Raw genomic sequence first — 20,289 nt, forward strand, 5'->3', positions numbered from 1 at the left:
GATATGCGATTTCCTTACTTCCCCATACTTTCTCAACAGGTATGCTGAAGCGGTATCCCAATTTCATACAGTTAAGGACAGGCCATGAGTAAGATTTTTGAAGACAACTCGCTGACTATCGGTCATACGCCGCTGGTTCGACTGAACCGTATCGGTAACGGACGCATTCTGGCGAAGGTGGAATCTCGTAACCCGAGCTTTAGCGTCAAATGCCGTATCGGTGCCAATATGATTTGGGATGCCGAAAAACGTGGTGTACTGAAACCGGGTGTTGAGCTGGTAGAACCGACCAGCGGCAACACGGGGATTGCGCTAGCCTACGTTGCCGCAGCCCGCGGTTACAAACTGACTCTGACCATGCCGGAAACGATGAGCATTGAGCGCCGCAAGCTGTTGAAAGCTCTGGGTGCGAATCTGGTGCTGACCGAAGGCGCAAAAGGGATGAAGGGTGCAATCCAGAAAGCGGAAGAAATTGTCGCCAGCGATCCGGAGAAGTTCCTGCTGCTGCAGCAGTTCAGCAACCCGGCGAACCCGGAAATTCACGAAAAAACCACCGGCCCGGAAATCTGGGAAGATACCGATGGCCAGGTTGATGTCTTTATTTCCGGCGTCGGTACCGGCGGTACATTGACTGGTGTGACCCGTTACATCAAAGGCACTAAAGGCAAAACCGATCTGATCACCGTCGCGGTTGAACCTACCGACTCCCCGGTTATCGCCCAGGCGCTGGCGGGTGAAGAACTTAAACCGGGCCCACATAAAATTCAGGGGATTGGCGCGGGTTTCATTCCAGGCAACCTTGATCTGAAACTTATCGATAAAGTCGTCGCCATCACCAATGATGAAGCAATCTCTACTGCGCGTCGCCTGATGGAAGAAGAAGGTATTCTGGCGGGCATTTCTTCCGGCGCTGCTGTTGCTGCCGCGCTTAAGCTGCAGGAAGATGAAACCTTTACCAATAAGAATATAGTGGTTATTCTACCGTCATCGGGTGAGCGTTATCTGAGCACTGCACTGTTTGCCGATCTCTTCACAGAGAAAGAACTGCAACAGTAATGCCAGCATGTTAAAAACGCGTAAAAAAGCACCCTTTTGGGTGCTTTTTTGTGGCCTGCTTCAAAGTTTCAACTCGCCTGGCATTGATTCAACCCACCAGAACTGGTATTTAACCAAGCTAATTATTTTGATGCGCGAAATTAATCGTTACAGGAAAAGCGTTAGCTGAATCGATTTTATGATTTGGTTCAACTCTTCCTTTCGCGGCATAATGTTTAATGACGAACGAAACGTCAGCGGCAAGAAGTTGCCAGCAACGGATTGCACCGAACTCCTTTTGTGTCGCGTCCAGTTTACGCCGATGCTAACAATACAGGCTAAAGTTGAACCGCCAGGCTAGACTTTAGTTCCACAACACTAAACCTATAAGTTGGGGAAATATAATGTTCCAGCAAGAAGTTACCATTACCGCTCCGAACGGTCTGCATACTCGCCCTGCTGCTCAGTTTGTTAAAGAAGCAAAAGGCTTTACTTCTGATATTACTGTGACTTCCAACGGCAAAAGCGCTAGCGCCAAAAGCCTGTTTAAACTGCAGACTCTGGGCCTGACTCAGGGTACCGTTGTTACCCTGTCCGCAGAAGGTGAAGACGAGCAGAAAGCAGTTGAGCATCTGGTTAAACTGATGGCTGAACTCGAGTAAGTTCAACGAGTTCTTTTAAATATCAGTCACAAGTAAGGTAGGGTTATGATTTCAGGCATTTTAGCATCCCCGGGTATCGCTTTCGGTAAAGCATTGCTACTGAAAGAAGACGAAATCGTCATTGACCGGAAAAAAATTTCTGCCGACAAGGTTGATCAGGAAGTTGAACGTTTTCTGAGCGGTCGTGCCAAGGCATCTGCGCAACTGGAAGCGATCAAAACCAAAGCTGGTGAAACGTTCGGTGAAGAAAAAGAAGCCATCTTTGAAGGGCATATCATGCTGCTCGAAGATGAGGAGCTGGAGCAGGAAATCATAGCCCTGATTAAAGATAAGCACATGACGGCTGATGCAGCCGCGCATGAAGTTATCGAAGGTCAGGCCACAGCCCTGGAAGAGCTGGATGATGAATACCTGAAAGAACGTGCGGCTGACGTACGTGACATCGGTAAACGCCTGCTGCGTAACATCCTGGGTCTGGCAATTATCGACCTGAGCGCTATTCAGGAAGAAGTTATCCTGGTAGCCGCAGACCTGACCCCGTCAGAAACCGCACAGCTGAACCTGAACAAGGTGCTGGGTTTCATTACTGACGCGGGCGGACGTACCTCCCATACCTCTATCATGGCGCGTTCTCTGGAACTGCCTGCCATCGTCGGTACGGGTAGCGTCACCTCTCAGGTTAAAAACGACGACTATCTGATTCTGGATGCCGTAAACAATCAGGTTTACGTCAATCCGACCAACGACGTTATCGAGCAACTGCGTGCCGTTCAGGAGCAGGTTGCAACCGAGAAAGCGGAACTCGCTAAGCTGAAAGATCTGCCGGCTATCACGCTGGACGGACATCAGGTTGAAGTTTGCGCCAATATCGGTACCGTTCGTGACGTTGAAGGCGCTGAACGTAACGGCGCTGAAGGTGTGGGTCTGTACCGCACCGAATTCCTGTTCATGGACCGTGAATCGCTGCCAACTGAAGAAGAACAGTTTGCTGCGTATAAAGCCGTTGCTGAAGCCTGTGGCTCTCAGGCGGTCATCGTTCGCACCATGGACATCGGCGGCGATAAAGAACTGCCGTACATGAATTTCCCGAAAGAAGAGAACCCGTTCCTGGGCTGGCGTGCCGTGCGTATCGCCATGGATCGTAAAGAGATCCTGCGTGACCAGGTTCGCGCGATTCTGCGCGCCTCTGCTTTCGGTAAACTGCGCATTATGTTCCCAATGATCATCTCTGTTGAAGAAGTGCGTGCACTGCGCAAAGAGATTGAAATCTACAAACAGGAACTGCGCGACGAAGGTAAAGCATTTGACGAGAGCATTGAGATTGGCGTGATGGTGGAAACACCGGCTGCGGCAACAATTGCGCGTCATTTAGCCAAAGAAGTTGATTTCTTTAGTATCGGCACCAATGATTTAACGCAGTACACCCTGGCAGTTGACCGTGGTAATGATATGATTTCACACCTTTACCAACCGATGTCGCCATCTGTGCTGACGCTGATCAAGCAAGTTATTGATGCTTCTCATGCTGAAGGCAAATGGACTGGCATGTGTGGTGAGCTTGCAGGCGACGAACGTGCTACACTTCTGTTGCTGGGGATGGGTCTGGACGAATTCTCTATGAGCGCCATTTCTATCCCGCGCATTAAGAAGATTATCCGTAACACGAACTTCGAAGATGCGAAGGTGTTAGCAGAGCAGGCTCTTGCTCAACCGACAACGGACGAGTTAATGACGCTGGTTAACAAGTTCATTGAAGAAAAAACAATCTGCTAATCCACGAGATGCGGCCCAATTTACTGCTTAGGAGAAGATCATGGGTTTGTTCGATAAACTGAAATCTCTGGTTTCTGATGATAAGAAAGACACCGGAACTATTGAGATTGTTGCTCCGCTCTCTGGCGAGATCGTCAACATCGAAGACGTGCCGGATGTAGTTTTTGCTGAAAAAATCGTTGGTGATGGCATCGCTATCAAACCAACCGGTAACAAAATGGTTGCTCCTGTTGACGGCACCATCGGCAAAATCTTTGAAACCAACCACGCTTTCTCTATCGAATCCGACAGCGGCATTGAGCTGTTTGTTCACTTCGGTATTGATACCGTTGAACTGAAAGGCGAAGGCTTCAAACGCATCGCTGAAGAAGGTCAGCGCGTGAAAGTGGGCGACCCGGTTATTGAATTCGATCTGCCGCTGCTGGAAGAAAAAGCCAAGTCTACCCTGACTCCGGTTGTTATCTCCAACATGGACGAAATCAAAGAACTGATCAAACTGTCCGGTAGCGTGACCGTGGGTGAAACCCCGGTTATCCGCATCAAGAAGTAATTCTTGCGTAGGCCGGATAAGGCGTTTACGCCGCCATCCGGCAATCAGGCAGTACCTTGCCGGATGGCGCTACGCTTATCCGGCCTACAAAGAATCTCGTATCGTAGGCCGGATAAGCGTAGCGCCATCCGCAATTAAATGTGTGCAGTCACCGGGCGATAACACGCCTCGCGCATCAGGATTTTCATGCCCTCCGGCCCGCTCTCCAGCATCCGTCGTTCCGAATCCGCCACTAACAACTCACAGTCGTAACCACCCGCAATGCCGAACATAGCCCGCGCCACGCAGATATCTTCCAGTGCCGCTGTCCCGCAGGTATCAAAGTGTCCAACCATACGCCCATTCTGGCGAACTACCAGCCGGTAACTCTTCATCGCGCCTCCCCTGCCGGTGGCAGAATTAATTCATCACAACCGCACTGGTGCGTCCACGTCATCACGTCCAGCACCCGCTGTGCAGCATCGTGCGTCGCGGTCGTCAGCGCTTTCCCCATCACAAGGCCGCTCACCAGCTCGGCACAGAACAGATCGCCAGTCCCCTTCAGATCCGTTTTCACTCGCGGATGAGCTAACACCTCAACCGTGTCAGCCGTCACCACCGCAACATGAATAATCTCTTCCGTCTCCCCCGGCGCACTGGTGATCACTACCCATTTCAGGGTGTCGGTGAGCAGTGATTGTGCCGCCGTAATGGCTTCATCAAGCGTACGACACGGCTTTCCGCTCAGCATTTGCAGCTCGAACACATTTGGAGTCAGCCCCTGAGCCAGCGGCAGCAGGTGCTGACGATAAGCCTCCGGAATTTCGGCTTTAACATACATACCGCTATCCGTATCGCCAATCACGGGGTCGACCAAAATGCACAGGTCCGGATGCGTGGTCAGAACGGTTTTCAGCCACTGTGCCAGCAAGGCGATTTGTTCCGCGCTGCCCATGTACCCTGTAGTCACCGCCTTTAGCTCGCGCAAGGCATCACGCTCGTTTAAGGCGCGGAGATAACCGCTAAACCAGTCTGCTGGAATAACGCCGCCGTAGAAGGTTTCATAATGCGGGGTATTACTGAACAGCACCGTAGGTACTGCTGTCACGCGTAACCCCTGCGCTTTAATGGCCGGGACGGCGATGCTGTTACCTACGCTGCCATAAACCACCTGTGACTGAACGGCGACGATATCGGTCTGTAACGCCCGATGCGTGTCGTCGAAGAGCACTGACTGGATATCACTCTCCTGCTCCATAAATTTCTCCTCTCGCTGGACAGCGGGTCTACGCCTCACTATTATCGTCATATGCTAAAATTCATTTTGTCATAGGTCAATAATGATCGACGGAAAAACCGCTAACGAAATTTTTGACAGTATCCGTCAACATGTCACTACAGGCACGCTGGCAGTGGGAGAAACGTTACCGCCAGTGCGGGAACTGGCAACGGAATTAAACGTGAACCGCAATACTGTCGCGGCGGCTTACAAACGCCTGGTCACCTCCGGGTTGGCACAGAGCCTGGGACGCAACGGTACGGTGATTAAGGGGATTACTGCCCCCGTAGCACTGGAAGGTGGTAATCCGGATACCCCGCTTATCGATCTTTCCGGCGGTAATCCAGCGCCCTCGCGACTTCCTGACCTGCGTAATTATTTTGCGAAGATAAATAAGAGTCCGCGCTTGTACGGCGATGCCGCTGTGTCACCTGGACTTAAGGCGTGGGCATCAGAATGGATGCAAAATGCAATGCCCGGCAAAGGGGAAATTGATATTACCAGCGGTGCCATTGATGCTATCGAACGGCTACTGTGCGCCCATTTGCTGCCTGGTGATAGCGTTGTCGTAGAAGATCCATGCTTTTTAAGCAGCATCAACATGCTGCGCTATGCCGGATTCTCAGCAAACCCGGCCAGCGTTGACCGCGAAGGCATGCTGCCGGACCAGCTGGAACTCGCGCTACAGAAAGGCGCGCGGGCAGTAATTCTGACACCGCGCGCGCATAACCCGACAGGATGCAGCCTGAGCGCCTCACGCGCGGCGCAATTGCAGGAAATTCTGGCCCGCTATCCGCAGACGCTGGTGATTGTCGACGACCACTTTGCGCTGCTATCTGCTTGCCGCTGGTATCCGGTGATTGCGAAGGAAACCACGCACTGGGCGGTTGTCCGCTCGATGTCAAAAACGTTAGGACCAGATTTACGCCTGGCCATTGTGGCCAGCGATCCGCTCACTTCAGGGAAGCTACGTTTAAGGCTTAACTCCGGCAGTCAGTGGGTCAGCCATCTGCTGCAGGATTTGGCCTGTGCCTGCCTGAATGACGAGACTTACCAACACACGCTGGCGCAAACTCAGCAATTTTACGCCGCCCAGCAGCAAAAGTTGACGGCAGCTCTGCGGCGACATGGCATTGAGTTGCCCGTTGGTGACGGTCTGAATATGTGGCTACCGCTGGAAGATAACAGCCAGGCGATCGCTTTTGCGCTGGCAAAGTCCGGCTGGCTGGTACGCGAAGGCGAAGTGTTTGGCGTCAATACGCCTGCGCACGGCCTGCGCATTACGCTGTCAACATTATCAGACAGCGACATTGATAAGCTGGCGACTGATATCCATCAGGCGCTAAAGCGCTAACAGGAGAGAAAAAGTGCGAGTTCATTTTGTTATTCATGAGTCTTTTGAATCTGCTGGCGCGTATCTGCCGTGGGCTGAATCACGCGGCTATACCATCACCTGGTCGCACGTTTACGCCGGGGAAGCGGTCCCTGCGAACGCGGATGGCTTCGATATGTTGGTGGTGTTTGGCGGTCCGCAGTCACCACGAACCACGCTGGCAGAGTGTCCGTACTTTGATTCTCATGCCGAGCAGCATCTGATCAATCAGGCGATTGCGGCACGTAAAATTGTGGTGGGGATCTGCCTGGGTTCACAGTTAATCGGCGAAGCGCTGGGTGCGAAGGTGTGCCAGAGTCCGGAAAAAGAGATTGGTCACTACCCGATCACCCTGACCGAAGCAGGCCAACAGCATCCGTTGTTCAGCCATTTTGGTTCACCGCTTACCGTCGGTCACTGGCACAACGATATGCCTGGATTAACCGACCAGGCGACAATTCTCGCCACAAGCGAGGGCTGCCCGCGACAAATCGTACAATACGGTAATTTCGTCTATGGTTTTCAGTGCCATATGGAATTTACGGCTGATGCTATAGAAGGGCTTATTCAACACTCCGAACAAGAACTGGCGGAAGCTAAAGGCAAGCGCTTCATCCGCTCCGTTGAAGAGATGCGCGCATGGGATTATCAGCAGATGAATGAGAAGCTGTGGCAATTCCTTGATAAGCTTGTGGAAAAACGTAACGATTGATTGTGGCAGGCCGGATAAGACGCTTTGCGTCGTCATCCGGCGATCGTGCCGTACGTTTGCCTGATGGCAATATGCTTATCAGGCCTACAAACTAAATCCCTGATCCCTGGTTAAAGTGCTCTTCGCCAAACACGCCGGTTGAAAGGTAGCGATCGCCACGATCGCAGATGATCGCCACCACCACCGCTCCCGGATTTTGTTCGGCCACGCGAATCGCTCCGGCTACCGCGCCGCCGGAACTAACGCCGCAGAATACACCCTCTTTCACCGCCAGCGCGCGCATGGTGTTTTCCGCATCGTTCTGATGAATATCCAATACCTCATCCACCAGCGAGGCGTTAAAAATGCCCGGCATATATTCCGCAGGCCAGCGGCGAATTCCCGGAATACTACTGCCCTCTTCCGGCTGCAGGCCAACGATGGTAACCGCTTTTTCTTGCTCACGCAGAAAACGCGACACACCGGTAATGGTGCCTGTTGTTCCCATACTGGAGACAAAGTGGGTAATACGACCTGACGTCTGCTGCCAGATTTCCGGTCCGGTGGTGGTGTAATGCGCGTACGGGTTATCCGGATTATTAAATTGGTCGAGAAGTTTACCTTCTCCGCGCTGCGCCATTTCAAGAGCTAAGTCACGCGCGCCTTCCATCCCCTGCTCTTTGGTCACCAGAACCAGTTCAGCCCCGTAAGCACGCATCGCCGCTCGGCGCTCCTGGCTCATGTTGTCTGGCATCAGCAGCTTCATGCGGTAGCCCTTCAGCGCGGCGATCATTGCCAGAGCAATTCCGGTATTACCGCTGGTAGCCTCGATCAGCACATCACCAGGCTTAATTTCTCCACGTTTTTCCGCTTCGACAATCATCGACAGCGCAGCCCGGTCTTTCACCGAACCCGCGGGATTATTGCCTTCCAGCTTGACCCAAATTTCACTGCCGTTATCCGGCGCCAGACGTTGTAGTTTCACCAGAGGCGTATTGCCAATTGTTTGTTCTAATGTGTTCACGTTTTGAGCTCGTAAAAAAGCCCGGGGGCGCAGCGCTTACCGGGCGATAAACATACTTTTTAACCTATCAGGCACTTTGCGCCAGAGCAAGTTCCTCTTCACGCGTTTCAATGCGCTGGTCGCCGTTATACAGACGCGCATTTTGCAGCCCGACAAACAGCCGCTCGCCGCGGCTTGGGGAATCATCGCCCTGCATGATGACCGTCAGCGGTTCGTTATACCACCCCAGCGGTTGCACAACTAATTGGGTGTAGTGTCCTTTCGGGCTGGCTTCCAGTACCTGTACCGGCAACGGCGAATCCAGGCTAGTACGACGGCTCACGTCCACTTCCCACGGACGCAGAAACAGATCCACCGGTCCCTGATAACCAGGCGTATAACCCAGCGGCCAGCGGTGTGCGCCCACGTGGAATTGTCCACCGCGAATCGTTCCTTGTAGGCGGTTAACCTCGCCCATAAATTCCAGGACAAAACGGGTAGCTGGTTCGCGCCATACCTGATCGGGCGCATCGGCCTGCTCGATATGACCCTGACTCATCACTACCACGCGATCGGCAACTTCCGTCGCTTCTTCCTGGTCGTGGGTAACAAACACGCTGGTGAACTTCAGCTCTTCATGCAGCTGACGCAGCCAACGACGCAGCTCTTTACGCACCTGCGCATCGAGCGCGCCAAACGGCTCGTCGAGCAGCAGGATCTGCGGCTCTACCGCCAGCGCACGCGCCAACGCCACACGCTGCTTTTGCCCACCAGAAAGCTGCGCCGGGAAGCGGTCCGCCAGATGAGCCAATTGAACCATCTCCAGCAGTTTGGTGACTTTTGCTTTGATGGCCGCCGCATTCGGGCGCTCACGCCGTGGCAGGACCGTCAGACCAAACGCGATATTGTCGAAAACGGTCATATGACGAAACAGCGCATAGTGCTGGAATACGAATCCCACTTTACGGTCGCGAGCATGCAAACGACTGACGTCGGTGCCGTGAAAACGGATATGCCCGCTGGACTGATGCTCCAGCCCGGCAATAATGCGCAGCAGCGTGGTTTTGCCCGAGCCGGATGGCCCCAGCAGCGCGACCATCTGACCTGAAGGAATATCCAGCGAGATATCGTTCAGCACCTGGGTGCGACCAAAAGACTTCTTAATATTGGCAATCTCAATGCTCATGATTTTCCTCCTGCTGCGCGCGTTTCTCCTGGTTCTCCAGACGCCATTGCAACATGCTCTTCAAAAACAGGGTAATAATCGCCATCAGCGTTAATAGCGCCGCGGCGGTAAAAGAGCCGACCGTGTTGTAGTCCTGCTCCAGTAATTCAATTTGTAGCGGTAGCGATAGGGTTTCGCCGCGAATCGAGCCGGAAACCACCGACACCGCGCCAAACTCGCCAATCGCACGGGCGTTGGTCAACACCACGCCGTACAGCAGCGCCCAACGAATATTCGGCAGCGTAACGCGGCGGAACATCTGCCAGCCGGACGCGCCCAGCAACACAGCCGCTTCATCTTCATTACTGCCCTGGCTTAACATCACCGGCACCAACTCGCGCACCACAAACGGACAGGTCACGAATACCGTCACCAGCACCATCCCCGGCCAGGCAAACATAATTTGCAGATTATGCTCATCCAGCCATCCACCCAGCGGACCGTTAGAGCCGTAAAACAGCAGATACACCAGGCCGGCAACCACCGGCGAGACGGCAAACGGAATATCCAGTAACGTCAGCAGAAGTTGGCGTCCTGGGAAGTTAAAACGGGTCACCAGCCAGGCCAGCAACACACCAAACACCAGGTTCACCGGCACCGCAATCAGCGCAATCAGCACCGTCAGCCAGATGGCATGCAGCATGTCCGGGTCTGCCAGGTTCTGTAATACCGGCATTAATCCCTTGCTGAACGCCTGCACGAAGATGTAAATCATCGGCACCAGCAAAATAAACGCGGAGACCAGCATGCCCGTGCCGATCAGAAACCATTTACCCCAGTTGATGCGGGGTGCGCCATAGCGTTTCAATTGGGTAATGTCTGCCATCAGTGACCTACCACACGTCGACCAAAGCGACTTTGCAGGGTGTTAATTGAAAACAGCAGCAACAACGAAGCCCCGAGGATCACAGAAGCAATCGCGCTGGCGGCCGGGTAGTCAAACTCCTGCAAGCGAACAAAAATCATCAGCGAGGTTACTTCCGTTTTCCATGCGATGTTCCCAGCGATAAAGATAACCGCGCCAAACTCACCGAGGCTTCGGGTAAACGAAAGCGCAACGCCCGCCACCAGCGCGGGGGACAGCTCCGGCAGCACCACTTTACGGAAACTCTGCCAGCGCGTAGCACCGAGCGTTTCTGCGGCTTCTTCATATTCGGGACCTAATTCTTCCAGCACCGGCTGGACGGTACGCACCACAAACGGAATGCTGGTAAACGCCATCGCCACCGCGATACCAAGCCAGGTGTAGGTCACCTTGATATCCAGCTTCGCCAGCCACTCGCCGTAGAAGCCATTAACCGAAAACAGCGACGCCAGCGTCAGACCCGCCACCGCTGTAGGCAGCGCAAACGGCAGATCCATCAGTGCATCCAACAGCGTACGGCCCGGAAAGCGATAGCGGGTTAAGATCCACGCCATCAGCAAACCGAACACGCCGTTAAAAATCGACGCGACAAACGCCGACAGCAGCGTCACTTTATAAGCCGCCACCACCTGCGGATTGGTAATCACATCCCAGTATTGCGCCCAGCTCATTTGCGCCAGTTGCATCACCAGCGCGCTCAGCGGCAGCAGCAATATCAGGCAGACAAACAGTAAGCTTGTGCCCAGGCTTAAAGTGAAGCCGGGCAGCACGCGTCGGGAAGAAACAGCAAACATTTACTTACGCCCCGCCGCCAGCAGTTTGTCCAGCTCTCCACCGCTGACAAAGTGTGTTTTCATCACTTCAGGCCACGAACCAAACTTATCTTCCACACGGAACAATTCGGTCTGCGGGAATTTATCTTGCTGTTTGTCCATCACCTGCGGGTTATTCACGCGGTAGTAGAAATCGGTAATAATGGTTTGCGCCTGTGGGCTGTACAGCCAGGTCAGGTACGCTTTAGCTGCTTTTTCAGTACCGTTGGCTTGCACATTTTTATCTACCCAGGCTACCGGGAATTCAGCGAGAATATTGGTTTTCGGGATAACCACTTCAAAACCCTGCGCTTCATACTGTTTACGAATGTTGTTCACTTCTGATTCGAAGCTGATCAGCACATCGCCCAGACCGCGCTCTGCAAAGGTGGTGGTAGCACCGCGACCGCCGGTATCAAACACTTCGACGTTTTTCAGAAACTGGGTCATGAACTGTTCGGTTTTGGTTTTATCACCACCGTCAGCTTTATCCGCAGCACCCCACGCCGCCAGATAGGTATAGCGCGCGTTACCGGAGGTTTTTGGGTTCGGGAAAATCAGTTTCACATCAGAACGCACAAGGTCATTCCAGTCATGAATGTTTTTCGGATTCCCCTTACGCACCAGGAAACCCATGGTGGAATAGAACGGCGAGCTGTTATTCGGCAGACGGCTTTGCCAGTCGGCGGGGATCAGTTTGCCTTTGTCATGCAGGATCTGCACGTCGGTGACCTGGTTATAGGTCACCACATCGGCTTTCAGCCCCTGCAGAATCGCCAGAGCCTGTTTTGATGACCCGGCATGAGATTGTTTAATCGTCAGTTTGTCACCGCCGTTATCCTTCGCCCATTGCTGTTCAAACGGCGGATTAAGGGCGGCAAAAAGCTCACGGGAAACATCGTATGAACTGTTCAGCAGTTCCGTTGCCTGCGCCTGCCCCACCAGCAACAGCATGGCTGCCAGCGTCAGTGTTCTTTTTTTCAGTAAGTTAACGGCCATTGCGCACCCTTATAAATTTAATGACTTTCTTATGGTCATCATATTTATAACCAGTGCTAAAGGAGTAACGGTTTTATATACCGTTTGATGATTTGAAAGTTGAAAAGAGAATAAGAGAATCCCTCCCCACATCGAGTGAGGAGGAGACCGGCATCAATCAGACGCCGACGCTAACGCTTTCTGGCAGGGTGCTACCGCCATCAATCACGTTTTGCGTGCCAGTTAAGTAACTGGACTCATCCGACGCCAGGAACGCCGCCAGTTCACCGACCTCAAGCGGACAGGCCAGACGACACATCGGGATCGCTTTCGCCATTTCGACTAATACGGATTCAGGATCTTCCGGGTTAGATTGACGCGCAATGCTTTCCGCCATCGGCGTACGAACGTAGCCTGGGCAAATGGCATTAACGCGAATGCCTGACTGCGCATATTCTACCGCCAGGGATTTGGTCAAACCGATGATTGCGGCTTTCGACAGTGCGTAGGCCGTTTCGCCCGGGTCGGCAACCATATCGCCGGTCACCGATGACATCATCACGATGCGCCCATCTTTGCGCGCAATCATCTCCGGCAGAACGGCTTTCGTCACATTCCAGACGCCTTTAATGTTGATATCAATGTGGAAATCGCGATCTTCATCGCTCATATCAAGGAAGTTGCCGAGGCGGCATACGCCGGCATTGTTCACCAGAATATCGATTTTGCCTTCAATCTGCTTCGCGCGCATCACCGCTTCCTTGACCGACGCAAAATCTCTGACGTCAGCGTGAACGGCTGTGCAACGGTGCCCTCGCCCAGCCAACTCATCCGCCAGTTTTTCAATCTCATCGGAGATATCCAGCAGAATTAAGTTCGCACCATGGCGGGCAAACGTTCTGGCGATACCCTCGCCAATACCCTGAGATGCGCCCGTAATCAATGCTGTTTTGCCCGTGAGTTTTCCCATTTCAATATTCTCCTTTTGAATATGAAGCCTTCGCTTCATTCACGCAGAAGATACAGCAATAACAAATTAGTGCTGAGGAATAGCTCACTAAATCAGGTTAATCTCAGGTAAAAAAAATCCCCGACGATGCGGGGATGTCTATTTCGTGGCCGATAACAGGATCAGCTCGCCATTACAGCGCCATTAAACGGTCCAGCGACGGTGCAAAGTAATAGCCGCCGGTTACCGGTTTGGTGAAGCGCAGCATTGCATCACGCTTACCGTCGGTGTCACCAAACATGCTCAGCAACTGTTGTTCAATGTTGTGCAGACGGGCGCAGTAGGCGCAGAAATAGAGACCATGCGTGCCGCTGGCAGTGCCGTATGGCAGGCTCTGGCGCACAATTTTCAGCCCTTTACCGTCTTCTTTGAGGTCAACACGGCTCAGGTGAGAGGTGACCGGACGGTCATCACCGTCGATCTCTTCGTTGGCTTCCTTGGTGCGGCCAATCATCATTTCCTGGTCATGGATGCTCATGCGATTAAGCTGCTTCAGGTTATGTTCCCAACGCTGCACAAACACATAGCTGCCACCGGCATCCACACCATCTTTGATAACGGCGACTTCACGGCGCGTTTCTTCGCCTGCCGGGTTTTCCGTACCGTCAACAAAGCCGCTGAGATCGCGCTCTTCGACCCAACGGAAACCGTGGATTTCTTCTTTGACTTCAATACAGTCGCCAAATGCTTCCATTGCCGCCTGCGCAACGGAGAAATTCACGTCATGACGCAAAGATAGAATATGGATCAACACGTCATATTGGGTTGCTGGTGCCAGACCTTTACCGTAAGGGATAAAGTCTTTTAACTCTTCAGCACCGACGCCGCCGCTCAATGCACGCCAGGTGTTGTTGCCAAAAGCGACAACCGCGCCCAGATGCGCATCCGGGAACTTAGCTTCAAAGGTCGCCAGCTTATCGGCGAAGGTTTTGCTGGCCGCACGCAGGGCCTCAACGTCGCCTTTAACATTGGCTTCAATCCAAATCGCCGCACGGCAATGTTCTGGCAAAATGCCACTCTGAACCTGAGACATTGTTCCTCCTGAAAAAAAGATGCCACGACATCGTGGCATTGATTGGCGCTATTCTACCTGTTTTTTTAACAAGCCGATTTGTTCAGACGCAAATTAACGCCGCCAGATAATTTTGCTTACTTTCCACGCTTTCAGCGTGTCGTCAGACGGCATTATATCCTCAGGCCCGCTCCATTCACCGGAAAAAATATAGCTAATATGTTGACTTCCTTCAGCTTTACACTCAACGCCCGCGCTGTCATCGCCGGTTGCCTTTTGGCAATTACCGAAAGCTTTAGTGTAAAGGTCGCTAAACGGTGTACCGATTTCGACACCCGCGACTGACGAAATATCGTGGTCTAACACATCAATACGACTAATGGTTCCCTGGCTGCCATTGATGACTATCGCCAGCTTGTCGTCTTTCATCGCTTCATAGAAGCGCACCACATTTCCGTTATCAGTCTTCATCCCGCTACGCAGGCGGTAATCACCGTCCAGCGCATCAGCAATGGCTTTTTCATCCAGCGGTGTCGCGCCCGTTAACGCTCCGACGCCCTGCTCTGTGACCTGCGTTGAAGAACCAAACCAGTTCCACGGATTAGCGGCAGACCAGTTCACCGAGGACAACGTTGAACATCCGGCCAGTAGCAGCGGCATCGCGCATAAAGTCAAACGCAGTGATTTCATTTCACTTCCTTCCTTATTTATCAACGTTGCTTGGAGTCCGGTTTCCCCAAAAAGTGCCGTCATTCTTTCTCAAGGGAAAAACAGGCCCGCAGACGTTGATTGGTTAACAGCCAGATCAGTGCGACGATATCCGCCACCAGCAGCGCCAGCCCGACACCGTTGAGCGGATCGCCTGCCAGCCACATCACCGGCTGCCAGCACAGCAGCACCAGTTGAGCGAGAATCAATAATCCGCGCAGCCAGCGCCAGATTCCCGGAAACGCAAAGCGTCGCCCGCTGAGTAAAAACGCCAACACGGCGGGAACGCCGGGGAGCAAACCCAGCCAGAATGCGTCATGATCGGGATAAAACAGATTCAGCAACGTGTTGCCCTGCTCACGGGAAGAACCGGCAATCACAAACAAAACCCAGGTGCGTGCCTGTAACAACAGCACGCACCAGAAGAGAAAAGGCAGGCGCAGACGCCCATGACCGTCATAGTCGGCCGGATGAAACTCAGTACTCTTCATCTTCAATCAAACGCTTGCCCAGATTGAGTACATCCGCATGTTCATAGCCCAGACGTTCATACATGCCCTGTACGACATCGTTATCGTCACGCACCATGATTTGAATCTTCGGGCAACCGCGGGCAATGAGCTTTTTCTCCAACCGGTTGAGTAGCGCATTAGCGATACCGCGACCGCGAAACTCAGGATGCACGCCCAGGTAATAGGCGGAACCGCGGTGCCCGTCGTATCCGCCCATCACCGTACCGACCACCTCACCGTTCACTTCAGCGACGAGGAATAAGCTGACGTCATGATTGACTTTACGTTCGATGTCCATTTCAGGGTCGTTCCATGGACGCAGCAAATCACAACGCTCCCAGAGGGTGATCACCTCTTCGAAATCTTCCTGGCGAAAAACGCGTATTTCCATGGTATTGGTTACCTTTTCAGGACGTTAAAAAGCGATTATGGCGCGAACGGCTGATTTAGCCAATATCTGACGCGAAGCGGCGGAAAAAATGGCATAATACGGAATTGTCACGTATTGAAATGAAAAGTAAAACAATTCTTATCTCGATCCGTCGCAACGGACTACGCGATACGATATAACGTTTAGAACCTTTTTTTTACAACTCAGGCCGTATGAGCACTTTTAAACCACTAAAAACACTCACATCGCGCCGCCAGGTGCTGAAAGCCGGGCTGGCCGCCCTGACGCTGTCAGGCATGTCGCAAGCCATTGCTAAAGAAGAAGCGCTAAAGACCAGTAATGGACACAGCAAACCGAAAGCGAAAAAATCAGGCGCTAAGCGCGTTGTTGTTCTTGATCCGGGGCACGGCGGGATTGATACCGGTGCAATTGGTCGCAACGGATCGAAAGAAAAGCACGTGGTGCTGGCGATTGCCAAAAACGTGCGCTCAATCCTACGCAACCAGGGGATTGATGCACGCCTGACCCGCTCCGGCGATACGTTTATTCCGCTCTACGATCGCGTCGAGATCGCCCACAAACATGGCGCCGATCTTTTCATGTCGATCCACGCCGACGGTTTTACCAATCCGAGCGCTGCGGGTGCTTCAGTCTTTGCCTTATCCAATCGCGGTGCCAGTAGCGCCATGGCGAAATATTTGTCCGATCGTGAAAACCGGGCCGATGAAGTCGCCGGGAAGAAGGCCACCGACAAAGATCATTTGTTGCAGCAGGTGCTGTTCGATCTGGTGCAAACTGACACCATAAAAAACAGCCTGACGTTAGGCTCGCATATTCTTAAGAAGATCAAGCCGGTACACCGTCTGCACAGTCGCAGCACGGAACAAGCCGCCTTCGTGGTGCTAAAATCACCTTCGATTCCGTCGGTCCTGGTCGAAACCTCGTTCATCACCAACCCGGAAGAAGAACGATTACTGGGGACGGCTGCGTTTCGTCAGAAAATCGCCACCGCTATCGCCAATGGCATCATCAGCTATTTCCACTGGTTTGATAACCAGAAAGCACACTCGAAGAAACGTTAACCATGAAGCCCGATGTACAACGCGTAAAACAGTTCCTGCTCAGCCTGCAGGATGAGATTTGTCAGCAGTTATCCACCGTAGACGGCACCGAATTTGTTGAGGATAACTGGCAACGCGAAGCGGGCGGCGGCGGGCGCAGTCGAGTGTTGCGTAACGGCGGTATTTTCGAGCAAGCAGGCGTCAACTTCTCTCATGTCCATGGCGATGCAATGCCGGCCTCGGCTACTGCACATCGCCCGGAGCTTGCCGGGCGTAGCTTTGAAGCGATGGGCGTCTCGTTGGTGGTGCATCCGCAGAATCCTTACATTCCGACCAGCCATGCCAACGTACGTTTTTTTATCGCGGAGAAACCGGACGCCGACCCGGTGTGGTGGTTTGGCGGCGGCTTTGACTTAACGCCCTACTACGGCTTTGATGAGGATGCAGTTCACTGGCACCGCACGGCGCGGGATCTATGCCAGCCGTTCGGCGAAGATATTTATCCCCGTTACAAAAAGTGGTGCGATGACTACTTCTTCCTCAAGCACCGCAACGAGCAGCGCGGTATTGGCGGGCTGTTCTTCGATGATTTGAATACGCCAGATTTCGACCACTGCTTCGCCTTTATGCAGGCTGTTGGAAAGGGTTATACCGAGGCGTATTTGCCCATCGTTGAGCGCCGCAAAGCAATGAGCTGGGGCGAGCGTGAACGCAATTTTCAGCTTTATCGTCGCGGACGCTATGTGGAATTTAACCTGGTGTGGGATCGCGGCACATTATTCGGTTTGCAAACCGGCGGGCGCACGGAATCGATTCTGATGTCGATGCCGCCGCTGGTACGCTGGGAGTATGACTGGCAGCCAGAAGCGAACAGCCCGGAAGCCGCCCTTAGCGAGTTTATTCAGGTCCGCGACTGGGTGTAATGGCCTGATAGCGACACAATTCGTAGGCCGGATAAGACGCAAGGCGTCGCCATCCGGCAGCGCAGCAAGCACAATTGCCTGATGGCGGCTAACGCCTTATCAGGCCTACTCAAGCTATACCATCACGCCCACTGGCGCATACGCTGATGCAGCGTCAGCGACGGTTTCTCCGCAAACAGTTGCTGGTAGTCGGTAGCAAACTGCCCTAAATGCCAGAATCCCCACTGCATGGCGGCGTCTTTCACCGTCGCACTCTGCGACCACGGGCTTATCAACTCACGGCGCACGGCGTTCAGGCGAATACGTTTCAACCAGGCATTCGGGCCAATACCGAGGATCGCGTGAAAGGCGTTTTGCAACGTCCGGCGGCTAACGTGCAGTTGATTGCATAAGTCGAGCACAGTCAGCGGCTCTGACATATTTTCCAGCACATATTCGCGCGCACGCGACAGCAAGCGACGATAGCTCTGATGGCTGATGCTCTCCGCAGTCATAATCGGCTGCGCTTCTTCCAGCATAGTCCCCATCGCCAGCAGCAGGTTATCGCCCAACACTTTGCGTACCGCAGGTTGGCGAAGGTTTTCCGGGTTTTCGCTAAACGTCGCCAGCGCCTGCTGCACAAAGCCCCATAGCGCGGCTTTGTGTTGTTCTTTCACTTCCAGCGCCGACTGGTTGCGCAGCATATGCAACACCCTTTCCGGGTTATGCAGGAAGTTGGCCTGACGGGCAATGGCCTCTTCAGAAATGACGACTCCCAAAATGGTGTAGTCATCCGGCGTACTTAGTTCAAACTCCGTCCCGCCTGGGCGGGTGGCAATTTCAGCGTTACCCAAACACTGGGTACCAATAAATCCCTGCTCGCCGCGCGTGGCCGGAATGCCAAACCAAAATGAGTTTGGCCAGACAAGGCATGACTGACGCAGCGCCAGTCCGGTGTATTCACGGAACACCTGAATATCATCGAGCAGGATTTCCGTGAACTCGCCATGAAATTTTCCCGGATGCAGCTGGTCGTAGATCTGCTGCCAGGCTGTAATCGTCAGCGCGTGCTCATACACATCCGTTGTTCGCCGTTGGTGAACGTTGTCCACTTCCACTTTCGGCGTCAATTTAACGTCTTCGGGTAATACTTCATGATAAAGATGGTGCAAGTTTGCAGTACGGTTCTTTTTCATGATCTTTTAAGCCGGAAGCTTCAACGAAGCCCCCGGCCCTCCGACAGGTTAATTTTTTAAGCGATAGCGACTACTGCGTTTACGCAACGCTCCGTCAGAAAAGAGCTGTTCCAGCGCATTTCTGGCTTCATCAAGTGACCAGCCAAAGTGGGCAGCCACTTCCCCTGCCGTCATTCCTTGACGGACCGATGTTAACAGCGCCAGCAATTCATCAGAGGATTCAGATGACACAGGTGCTTCCTGCGTCTTCTCTGGGGCCACATCTGACTTCACTTCAGGCTTCTGCTCTGGTTTCTTCGGTTCTGGTTTCTTCGGCTGGCGTTTAAAACCGCCGATCAGCCACTGGGTGTCATCGTCCGGCCGGCCTATTTCCTTACGGCTGATAACACGGCCTGTACGCGCTGCAGCTGCACTGCCAGCATCCAGCGCTGCTCGGCATGCCGCCAGATCGCCTTCCACCACCAGCGTCAGCCGACCAGGATCGAGCACTTCGTGGCTAAGCAGGCGCACATTCGCGGCTTTCAGCATGGCATCGGCCGCGTCCACGGCAGCCACCATGCCATCCACTTCCAGTAATCCCAGTGCATTGATCATCACTACCTCTCTTACGCGCGCTGGATTGGATTACGGGCAATATCCAGAACGGCATCGGCAAAGGCGTTACATGCGGCTTTACAAGCGGCCTGGCTACCGGTCAAAAACGCTGCTGAATAGTTGGTTTCTGACGGCGGTGGTACATAGGTTACCAGTTGTACATCGGCAGATTTCAGCGCGGCATCAATACCAAATGTCGCTTCCAGCGGCGGTGCTACCAGATACGCCATCGGATCGCCCAGTCGGCATCCCGCGGTCGCGGAAAGATACGAACCGGTACGCGAAACCACATGCGCCAGGAAGGCGGTATCTTCTGCGTCATTCGCCCACTGGAATGCCGCACCGCTTTCAATATTGGCCACCATCGCGTCCAGACCCGCGCGAACTTCGGCCGGGTTTGGTCCACCGAGCATAATCAGCACTTCGCCCGAGGTTGGAGAGGGACTGTGCGCCGCACCGGCATACAGCGAGCGGCCATAAACCACTTCCACCATCGCCTGTTTTGTCGCTTCATCTGCGGCAATATACGCTACGTCATCAGAGTCTGCTGTGATGAGTCCGAGGCTACGTATATGTGGCGGTAATTTAAGTTCGCGGGCAAAACCGTCATTTACCGAGGCAATCACACGCATCGCGGTGACTGAAGGTCTAATCAAATCTAATGCTGGCATGATGCCTCC

The 20,289-nt window shown here is 53.3% G+C and carries 23 protein-coding genes; 8 read left to right on the plus strand and 15 right to left on the minus strand.

The genetic code is table 11. The features are described 5' to 3' along the window. Window positions 1–84: 84 nt before the first annotated feature. The 4 genes from cysK (at window position 85) to crr (ending at window position 4,020) form a co-directional block, all read left to right on the plus strand. Window positions 85–1,056, plus strand: coding sequence for a cysteine synthase A (gene cysK / locus OGX66_RS00140; protein WP_003038091.1), 972 nt, complete (start codon window positions 85–87; stop codon window positions 1,054–1,056). A gap of 383 nt (window positions 1,057–1,439) precedes the next feature. Next, window positions 1,440–1,697, plus strand: a complete 258-nt coding sequence (gene ptsH / locus OGX66_RS00145; RefSeq protein ID WP_003038086.1) for a phosphocarrier protein Hpr — start codon at window positions 1,440–1,442, stop codon at window positions 1,695–1,697. A gap of 45 nt (window positions 1,698–1,742) precedes the next feature. Further along, complete coding sequence (gene ptsI, locus OGX66_RS00150) at window positions 1,743–3,470, plus strand: phosphoenolpyruvate-protein phosphotransferase PtsI (RefSeq protein ID WP_003038080.1); 1,728 nt, start codon at window positions 1,743–1,745, stop codon at window positions 3,468–3,470. A gap of 40 nt (window positions 3,471–3,510) precedes the next feature. Then, window positions 3,511–4,020, plus strand: a complete 510-nt coding sequence (gene crr, locus OGX66_RS00155) for a PTS glucose transporter subunit IIA (protein ID WP_000522253.1) — start codon at window positions 3,511–3,513, stop codon at window positions 4,018–4,020. Between the two features lie 134 nt (window positions 4,021–4,154). Here crr and OGX66_RS00160 read toward each other — a convergent pair whose 3' ends face one another. Together OGX66_RS00160 and pdxK are read right to left on the minus strand one after the other, a co-directional pair. Beyond that, window positions 4,155–4,394: a hypothetical protein gene (locus tag OGX66_RS00160; RefSeq protein WP_003038077.1), complete on the minus strand. Its 240-nt coding sequence runs from the start codon at window positions 4,392–4,394 to the stop codon at window positions 4,155–4,157. Further along, window positions 4,391–5,257 carry a pyridoxine/pyridoxal/pyridoxamine kinase gene (gene pdxK / locus OGX66_RS00165; RefSeq protein WP_136346091.1) on the minus strand — a complete coding sequence of 289 codons (867 nt, stop codon included), beginning with the start codon at window positions 5,255–5,257 and terminating at the stop codon, window positions 4,391–4,393. Before pdxK ends, OGX66_RS00160 begins: the two co-directional genes overlap by 4 nt. An 82-nt stretch (window positions 5,258–5,339) precedes the next feature. Here pdxK and ptsJ point away from each other — a divergent pair, with 82 nt between their 5' ends. Both ptsJ and OGX66_RS00175 read left to right on the plus strand, forming a co-directional pair. Beyond that, window positions 5,340–6,632, plus strand: coding sequence for a MocR-like B6 salvage transcription factor PtsJ (ptsJ, locus tag OGX66_RS00170; protein ID WP_088903199.1), 1,293 nt, complete (start codon window positions 5,340–5,342; stop codon window positions 6,630–6,632). A gap of 13 nt (window positions 6,633–6,645) precedes the next feature. Next, window positions 6,646–7,362: a type 1 glutamine amidotransferase gene (locus OGX66_RS00175; protein WP_003038070.1), complete on the plus strand. Its 717-nt coding sequence runs from the start codon at window positions 6,646–6,648 to the stop codon at window positions 7,360–7,362. Window positions 7,363–7,453: 91 nt separating this feature from the next. Here the strand turns inward: OGX66_RS00175 and cysM are convergent, their stop codons facing one another. The 10 genes from cysM to OGX66_RS00225 all read right to left on the minus strand — a co-directional run bounded on the left by cysM (window position 7,454) and on the right by OGX66_RS00225 (window position 15,856). Further along, a complete protein-coding gene (cysM, locus tag OGX66_RS00180) occupies window positions 7,454–8,365 on the minus strand; it encodes a cysteine synthase CysM (protein WP_003838552.1) in 912 nt (303 codons plus the stop codon). A 67-nt stretch (window positions 8,366–8,432) separates the two neighbouring features. Continuing rightward, window positions 8,433–9,530, minus strand: coding sequence for a sulfate/thiosulfate ABC transporter ATP-binding protein CysA (cysA, locus tag OGX66_RS00185; RefSeq protein ID WP_003038066.1), 1,098 nt, complete (start codon window positions 9,528–9,530; stop codon window positions 8,433–8,435). Beyond that, on the minus strand, window positions 9,520–10,395 hold the full coding sequence (gene cysW / locus OGX66_RS00190) for a sulfate/thiosulfate ABC transporter permease CysW (RefSeq protein WP_003038064.1): 876 nt from the start codon (window positions 10,393–10,395) through the stop codon (window positions 9,520–9,522). Before cysW ends, cysA begins: the two co-directional genes overlap by 11 nt. Continuing rightward, complete coding sequence (gene cysT, locus OGX66_RS00195; RefSeq protein ID WP_003038061.1) at window positions 10,395–11,228, minus strand: sulfate/thiosulfate ABC transporter permease CysT; 834 nt, start codon at window positions 11,226–11,228, stop codon at window positions 10,395–10,397. Before cysT ends, cysW begins: the two co-directional genes overlap by 1 nt. Then, a complete protein-coding gene (gene cysP, locus OGX66_RS00200) occupies window positions 11,229–12,245 on the minus strand; it encodes a thiosulfate/sulfate ABC transporter substrate-binding protein CysP (RefSeq protein WP_003038059.1) in 1,017 nt (338 codons plus the stop codon). It abuts the gene before it with no gap. Between the two features lie 157 nt (window positions 12,246–12,402). Continuing rightward, complete coding sequence (ucpA, locus tag OGX66_RS00205) at window positions 12,403–13,194, minus strand: SDR family oxidoreductase UcpA (protein ID WP_270935405.1); 792 nt, start codon at window positions 13,192–13,194, stop codon at window positions 12,403–12,405. A 172-nt stretch (window positions 13,195–13,366) separates the two neighbouring features. Further along, entirely contained in the window at window positions 13,367–14,266 is a 900-nt protein-coding gene (yfeX, locus tag OGX66_RS00210) for a porphyrinogen peroxidase (protein ID WP_003838547.1), read from the minus strand. A 93-nt stretch (window positions 14,267–14,359) separates the two neighbouring features. Then, on the minus strand, window positions 14,360–14,935 hold the full coding sequence (locus OGX66_RS00215) for an RpoE-regulated lipoprotein (RefSeq protein WP_016150735.1): 576 nt from the start codon (window positions 14,933–14,935) through the stop codon (window positions 14,360–14,362). Window positions 14,936–14,994: 59 nt separating this feature from the next. Further along, entirely contained in the window at window positions 14,995–15,444 is a 450-nt protein-coding gene (locus tag OGX66_RS00220; protein ID WP_003847269.1) for a DUF2919 domain-containing protein, read from the minus strand. Continuing rightward, on the minus strand, window positions 15,431–15,856 hold the full coding sequence (locus OGX66_RS00225; RefSeq protein ID WP_003038048.1) for a GNAT family acetyltransferase: 426 nt from the start codon (window positions 15,854–15,856) through the stop codon (window positions 15,431–15,433). The genes OGX66_RS00220 and OGX66_RS00225 overlap by 14 nt, the downstream gene beginning before the upstream one ends. Window positions 15,857–16,068: 212 nt before the next feature. Here OGX66_RS00225 and amiA point away from each other — a divergent pair, with 212 nt between their 5' ends. After that, window positions 16,069–16,938 carry an N-acetylmuramoyl-L-alanine amidase AmiA gene (gene amiA / locus OGX66_RS00230; RefSeq protein ID WP_003038046.1) on the plus strand — a complete coding sequence of 290 codons (870 nt, stop codon included), beginning with the start codon at window positions 16,069–16,071 and terminating at the stop codon, window positions 16,936–16,938. A 2-nt stretch (window positions 16,939–16,940) separates the two neighbouring features. Then, entirely contained in the window at window positions 16,941–17,840 is a 900-nt protein-coding gene (gene hemF, locus OGX66_RS00235) for an oxygen-dependent coproporphyrinogen oxidase (protein ID WP_088903198.1), read from the plus strand. 122 nt (window positions 17,841–17,962) lie between these two features. Here the strand turns inward: hemF and eutR are convergent, their stop codons facing one another. The 3 genes from eutR to eutL are packed head-to-tail and all read right to left on the minus strand — an operon-like array spanning window position 17,963 to window position 20,280. Beyond that, window positions 17,963–19,015: an HTH-type transcriptional regulator EutR gene (gene eutR, locus OGX66_RS00240; protein WP_003038041.1), complete on the minus strand. Its 1,053-nt coding sequence runs from the start codon at window positions 19,013–19,015 to the stop codon at window positions 17,963–17,965. Window positions 19,016–19,063: 48 nt separating this feature from the next. Beyond that, entirely contained in the window at window positions 19,064–19,609 is a 546-nt protein-coding gene (locus OGX66_RS00245) for an ethanolamine utilization microcompartment protein EutK (protein WP_003838538.1), read from the minus strand. 11 nt (window positions 19,610–19,620) lie between these two features. Next, entirely contained in the window at window positions 19,621–20,280 is a 660-nt protein-coding gene (eutL, locus tag OGX66_RS00250) for an ethanolamine utilization microcompartment protein EutL (protein WP_003838537.1), read from the minus strand. Between the last annotated feature and the right edge of the window lie 9 nt (window positions 20,281–20,289).

The sequence above is a fragment of the Citrobacter sp. Cf072 genome (assembly GCF_030334485.1).
Classification (GTDB): Bacteria; Pseudomonadota; Gammaproteobacteria; order Enterobacterales; family Enterobacteriaceae; genus Citrobacter; species Citrobacter freundii.

Coding starts and splice junctions, on each gene's coding strand:
- hemF (WP_088903198.1), top strand. CDS start 16,941: ATGAAGCCCGATGTACAACGCGTAAAACAGTTCCTGCTCAGCCTGCAG.
- eutR (WP_003038041.1), bottom strand. CDS start 19,015: ATGAAAAAGAACCGTACTGCAAACTTGCACCATCTTTATCATGAAGTA.
- amiA (WP_003038046.1), top strand. CDS start 16,069: ATGAGCACTTTTAAACCACTAAAAACACTCACATCGCGCCGCCAGGTG.
- OGX66_RS00160 (WP_003038077.1), bottom strand. CDS start 4,394: ATGAAGAGTTACCGGCTGGTAGTTCGCCAGAATGGGCGTATGGTTGGA.
- eutL (WP_003838537.1), bottom strand. CDS start 20,280: ATGCCAGCATTAGATTTGATTAGACCTTCAGTCACCGCGATGCGTGTG.
- OGX66_RS00245 (WP_003838538.1), bottom strand. CDS start 19,609: ATGATCAATGCACTGGGATTACTGGAAGTGGATGGCATGGTGGCTGCC.
- ptsH (WP_003038086.1), top strand. CDS start 1,440: ATGTTCCAGCAAGAAGTTACCATTACCGCTCCGAACGGTCTGCATACT.
- crr (WP_000522253.1), top strand. CDS start 3,511: ATGGGTTTGTTCGATAAACTGAAATCTCTGGTTTCTGATGATAAGAAA.
- cysP (WP_003038059.1), bottom strand. CDS start 12,245: ATGGCCGTTAACTTACTGAAAAAAAGAACACTGACGCTGGCAGCCATG.
- yfeX (WP_003838547.1), bottom strand. CDS start 14,266: ATGTCTCAGGTTCAGAGTGGCATTTTGCCAGAACATTGCCGTGCGGCG.
- OGX66_RS00225 (WP_003038048.1), bottom strand. CDS start 15,856: ATGGAAATACGCGTTTTTCGCCAGGAAGATTTCGAAGAGGTGATCACC.
- cysW (WP_003038064.1), bottom strand. CDS start 10,395: ATGGCAGACATTACCCAATTGAAACGCTATGGCGCACCCCGCATCAAC.
- OGX66_RS00215 (WP_016150735.1), bottom strand. CDS start 14,935: ATGAAATCACTGCGTTTGACTTTATGCGCGATGCCGCTGCTACTGGCC.
- ucpA (WP_270935405.1), bottom strand. CDS start 13,194: ATGGGAAAACTCACGGGCAAAACAGCATTGATTACGGGCGCATCTCAG.
- cysK (WP_003038091.1), top strand. CDS start 85: ATGAGTAAGATTTTTGAAGACAACTCGCTGACTATCGGTCATACGCCG.
- ptsJ (WP_088903199.1), top strand. CDS start 5,340: ATGATCGACGGAAAAACCGCTAACGAAATTTTTGACAGTATCCGTCAA.
- pdxK (WP_136346091.1), bottom strand. CDS start 5,257: ATGGAGCAGGAGAGTGATATCCAGTCAGTGCTCTTCGACGACACGCAT.
- cysT (WP_003038061.1), bottom strand. CDS start 11,228: ATGTTTGCTGTTTCTTCCCGACGCGTGCTGCCCGGCTTCACTTTAAGC.
- cysA (WP_003038066.1), bottom strand. CDS start 9,530: ATGAGCATTGAGATTGCCAATATTAAGAAGTCTTTTGGTCGCACCCAG.
- ptsI (WP_003038080.1), top strand. CDS start 1,743: ATGATTTCAGGCATTTTAGCATCCCCGGGTATCGCTTTCGGTAAAGCA.
- OGX66_RS00220 (WP_003847269.1), bottom strand. CDS start 15,444: ATGAAGAGTACTGAGTTTCATCCGGCCGACTATGACGGTCATGGGCGT.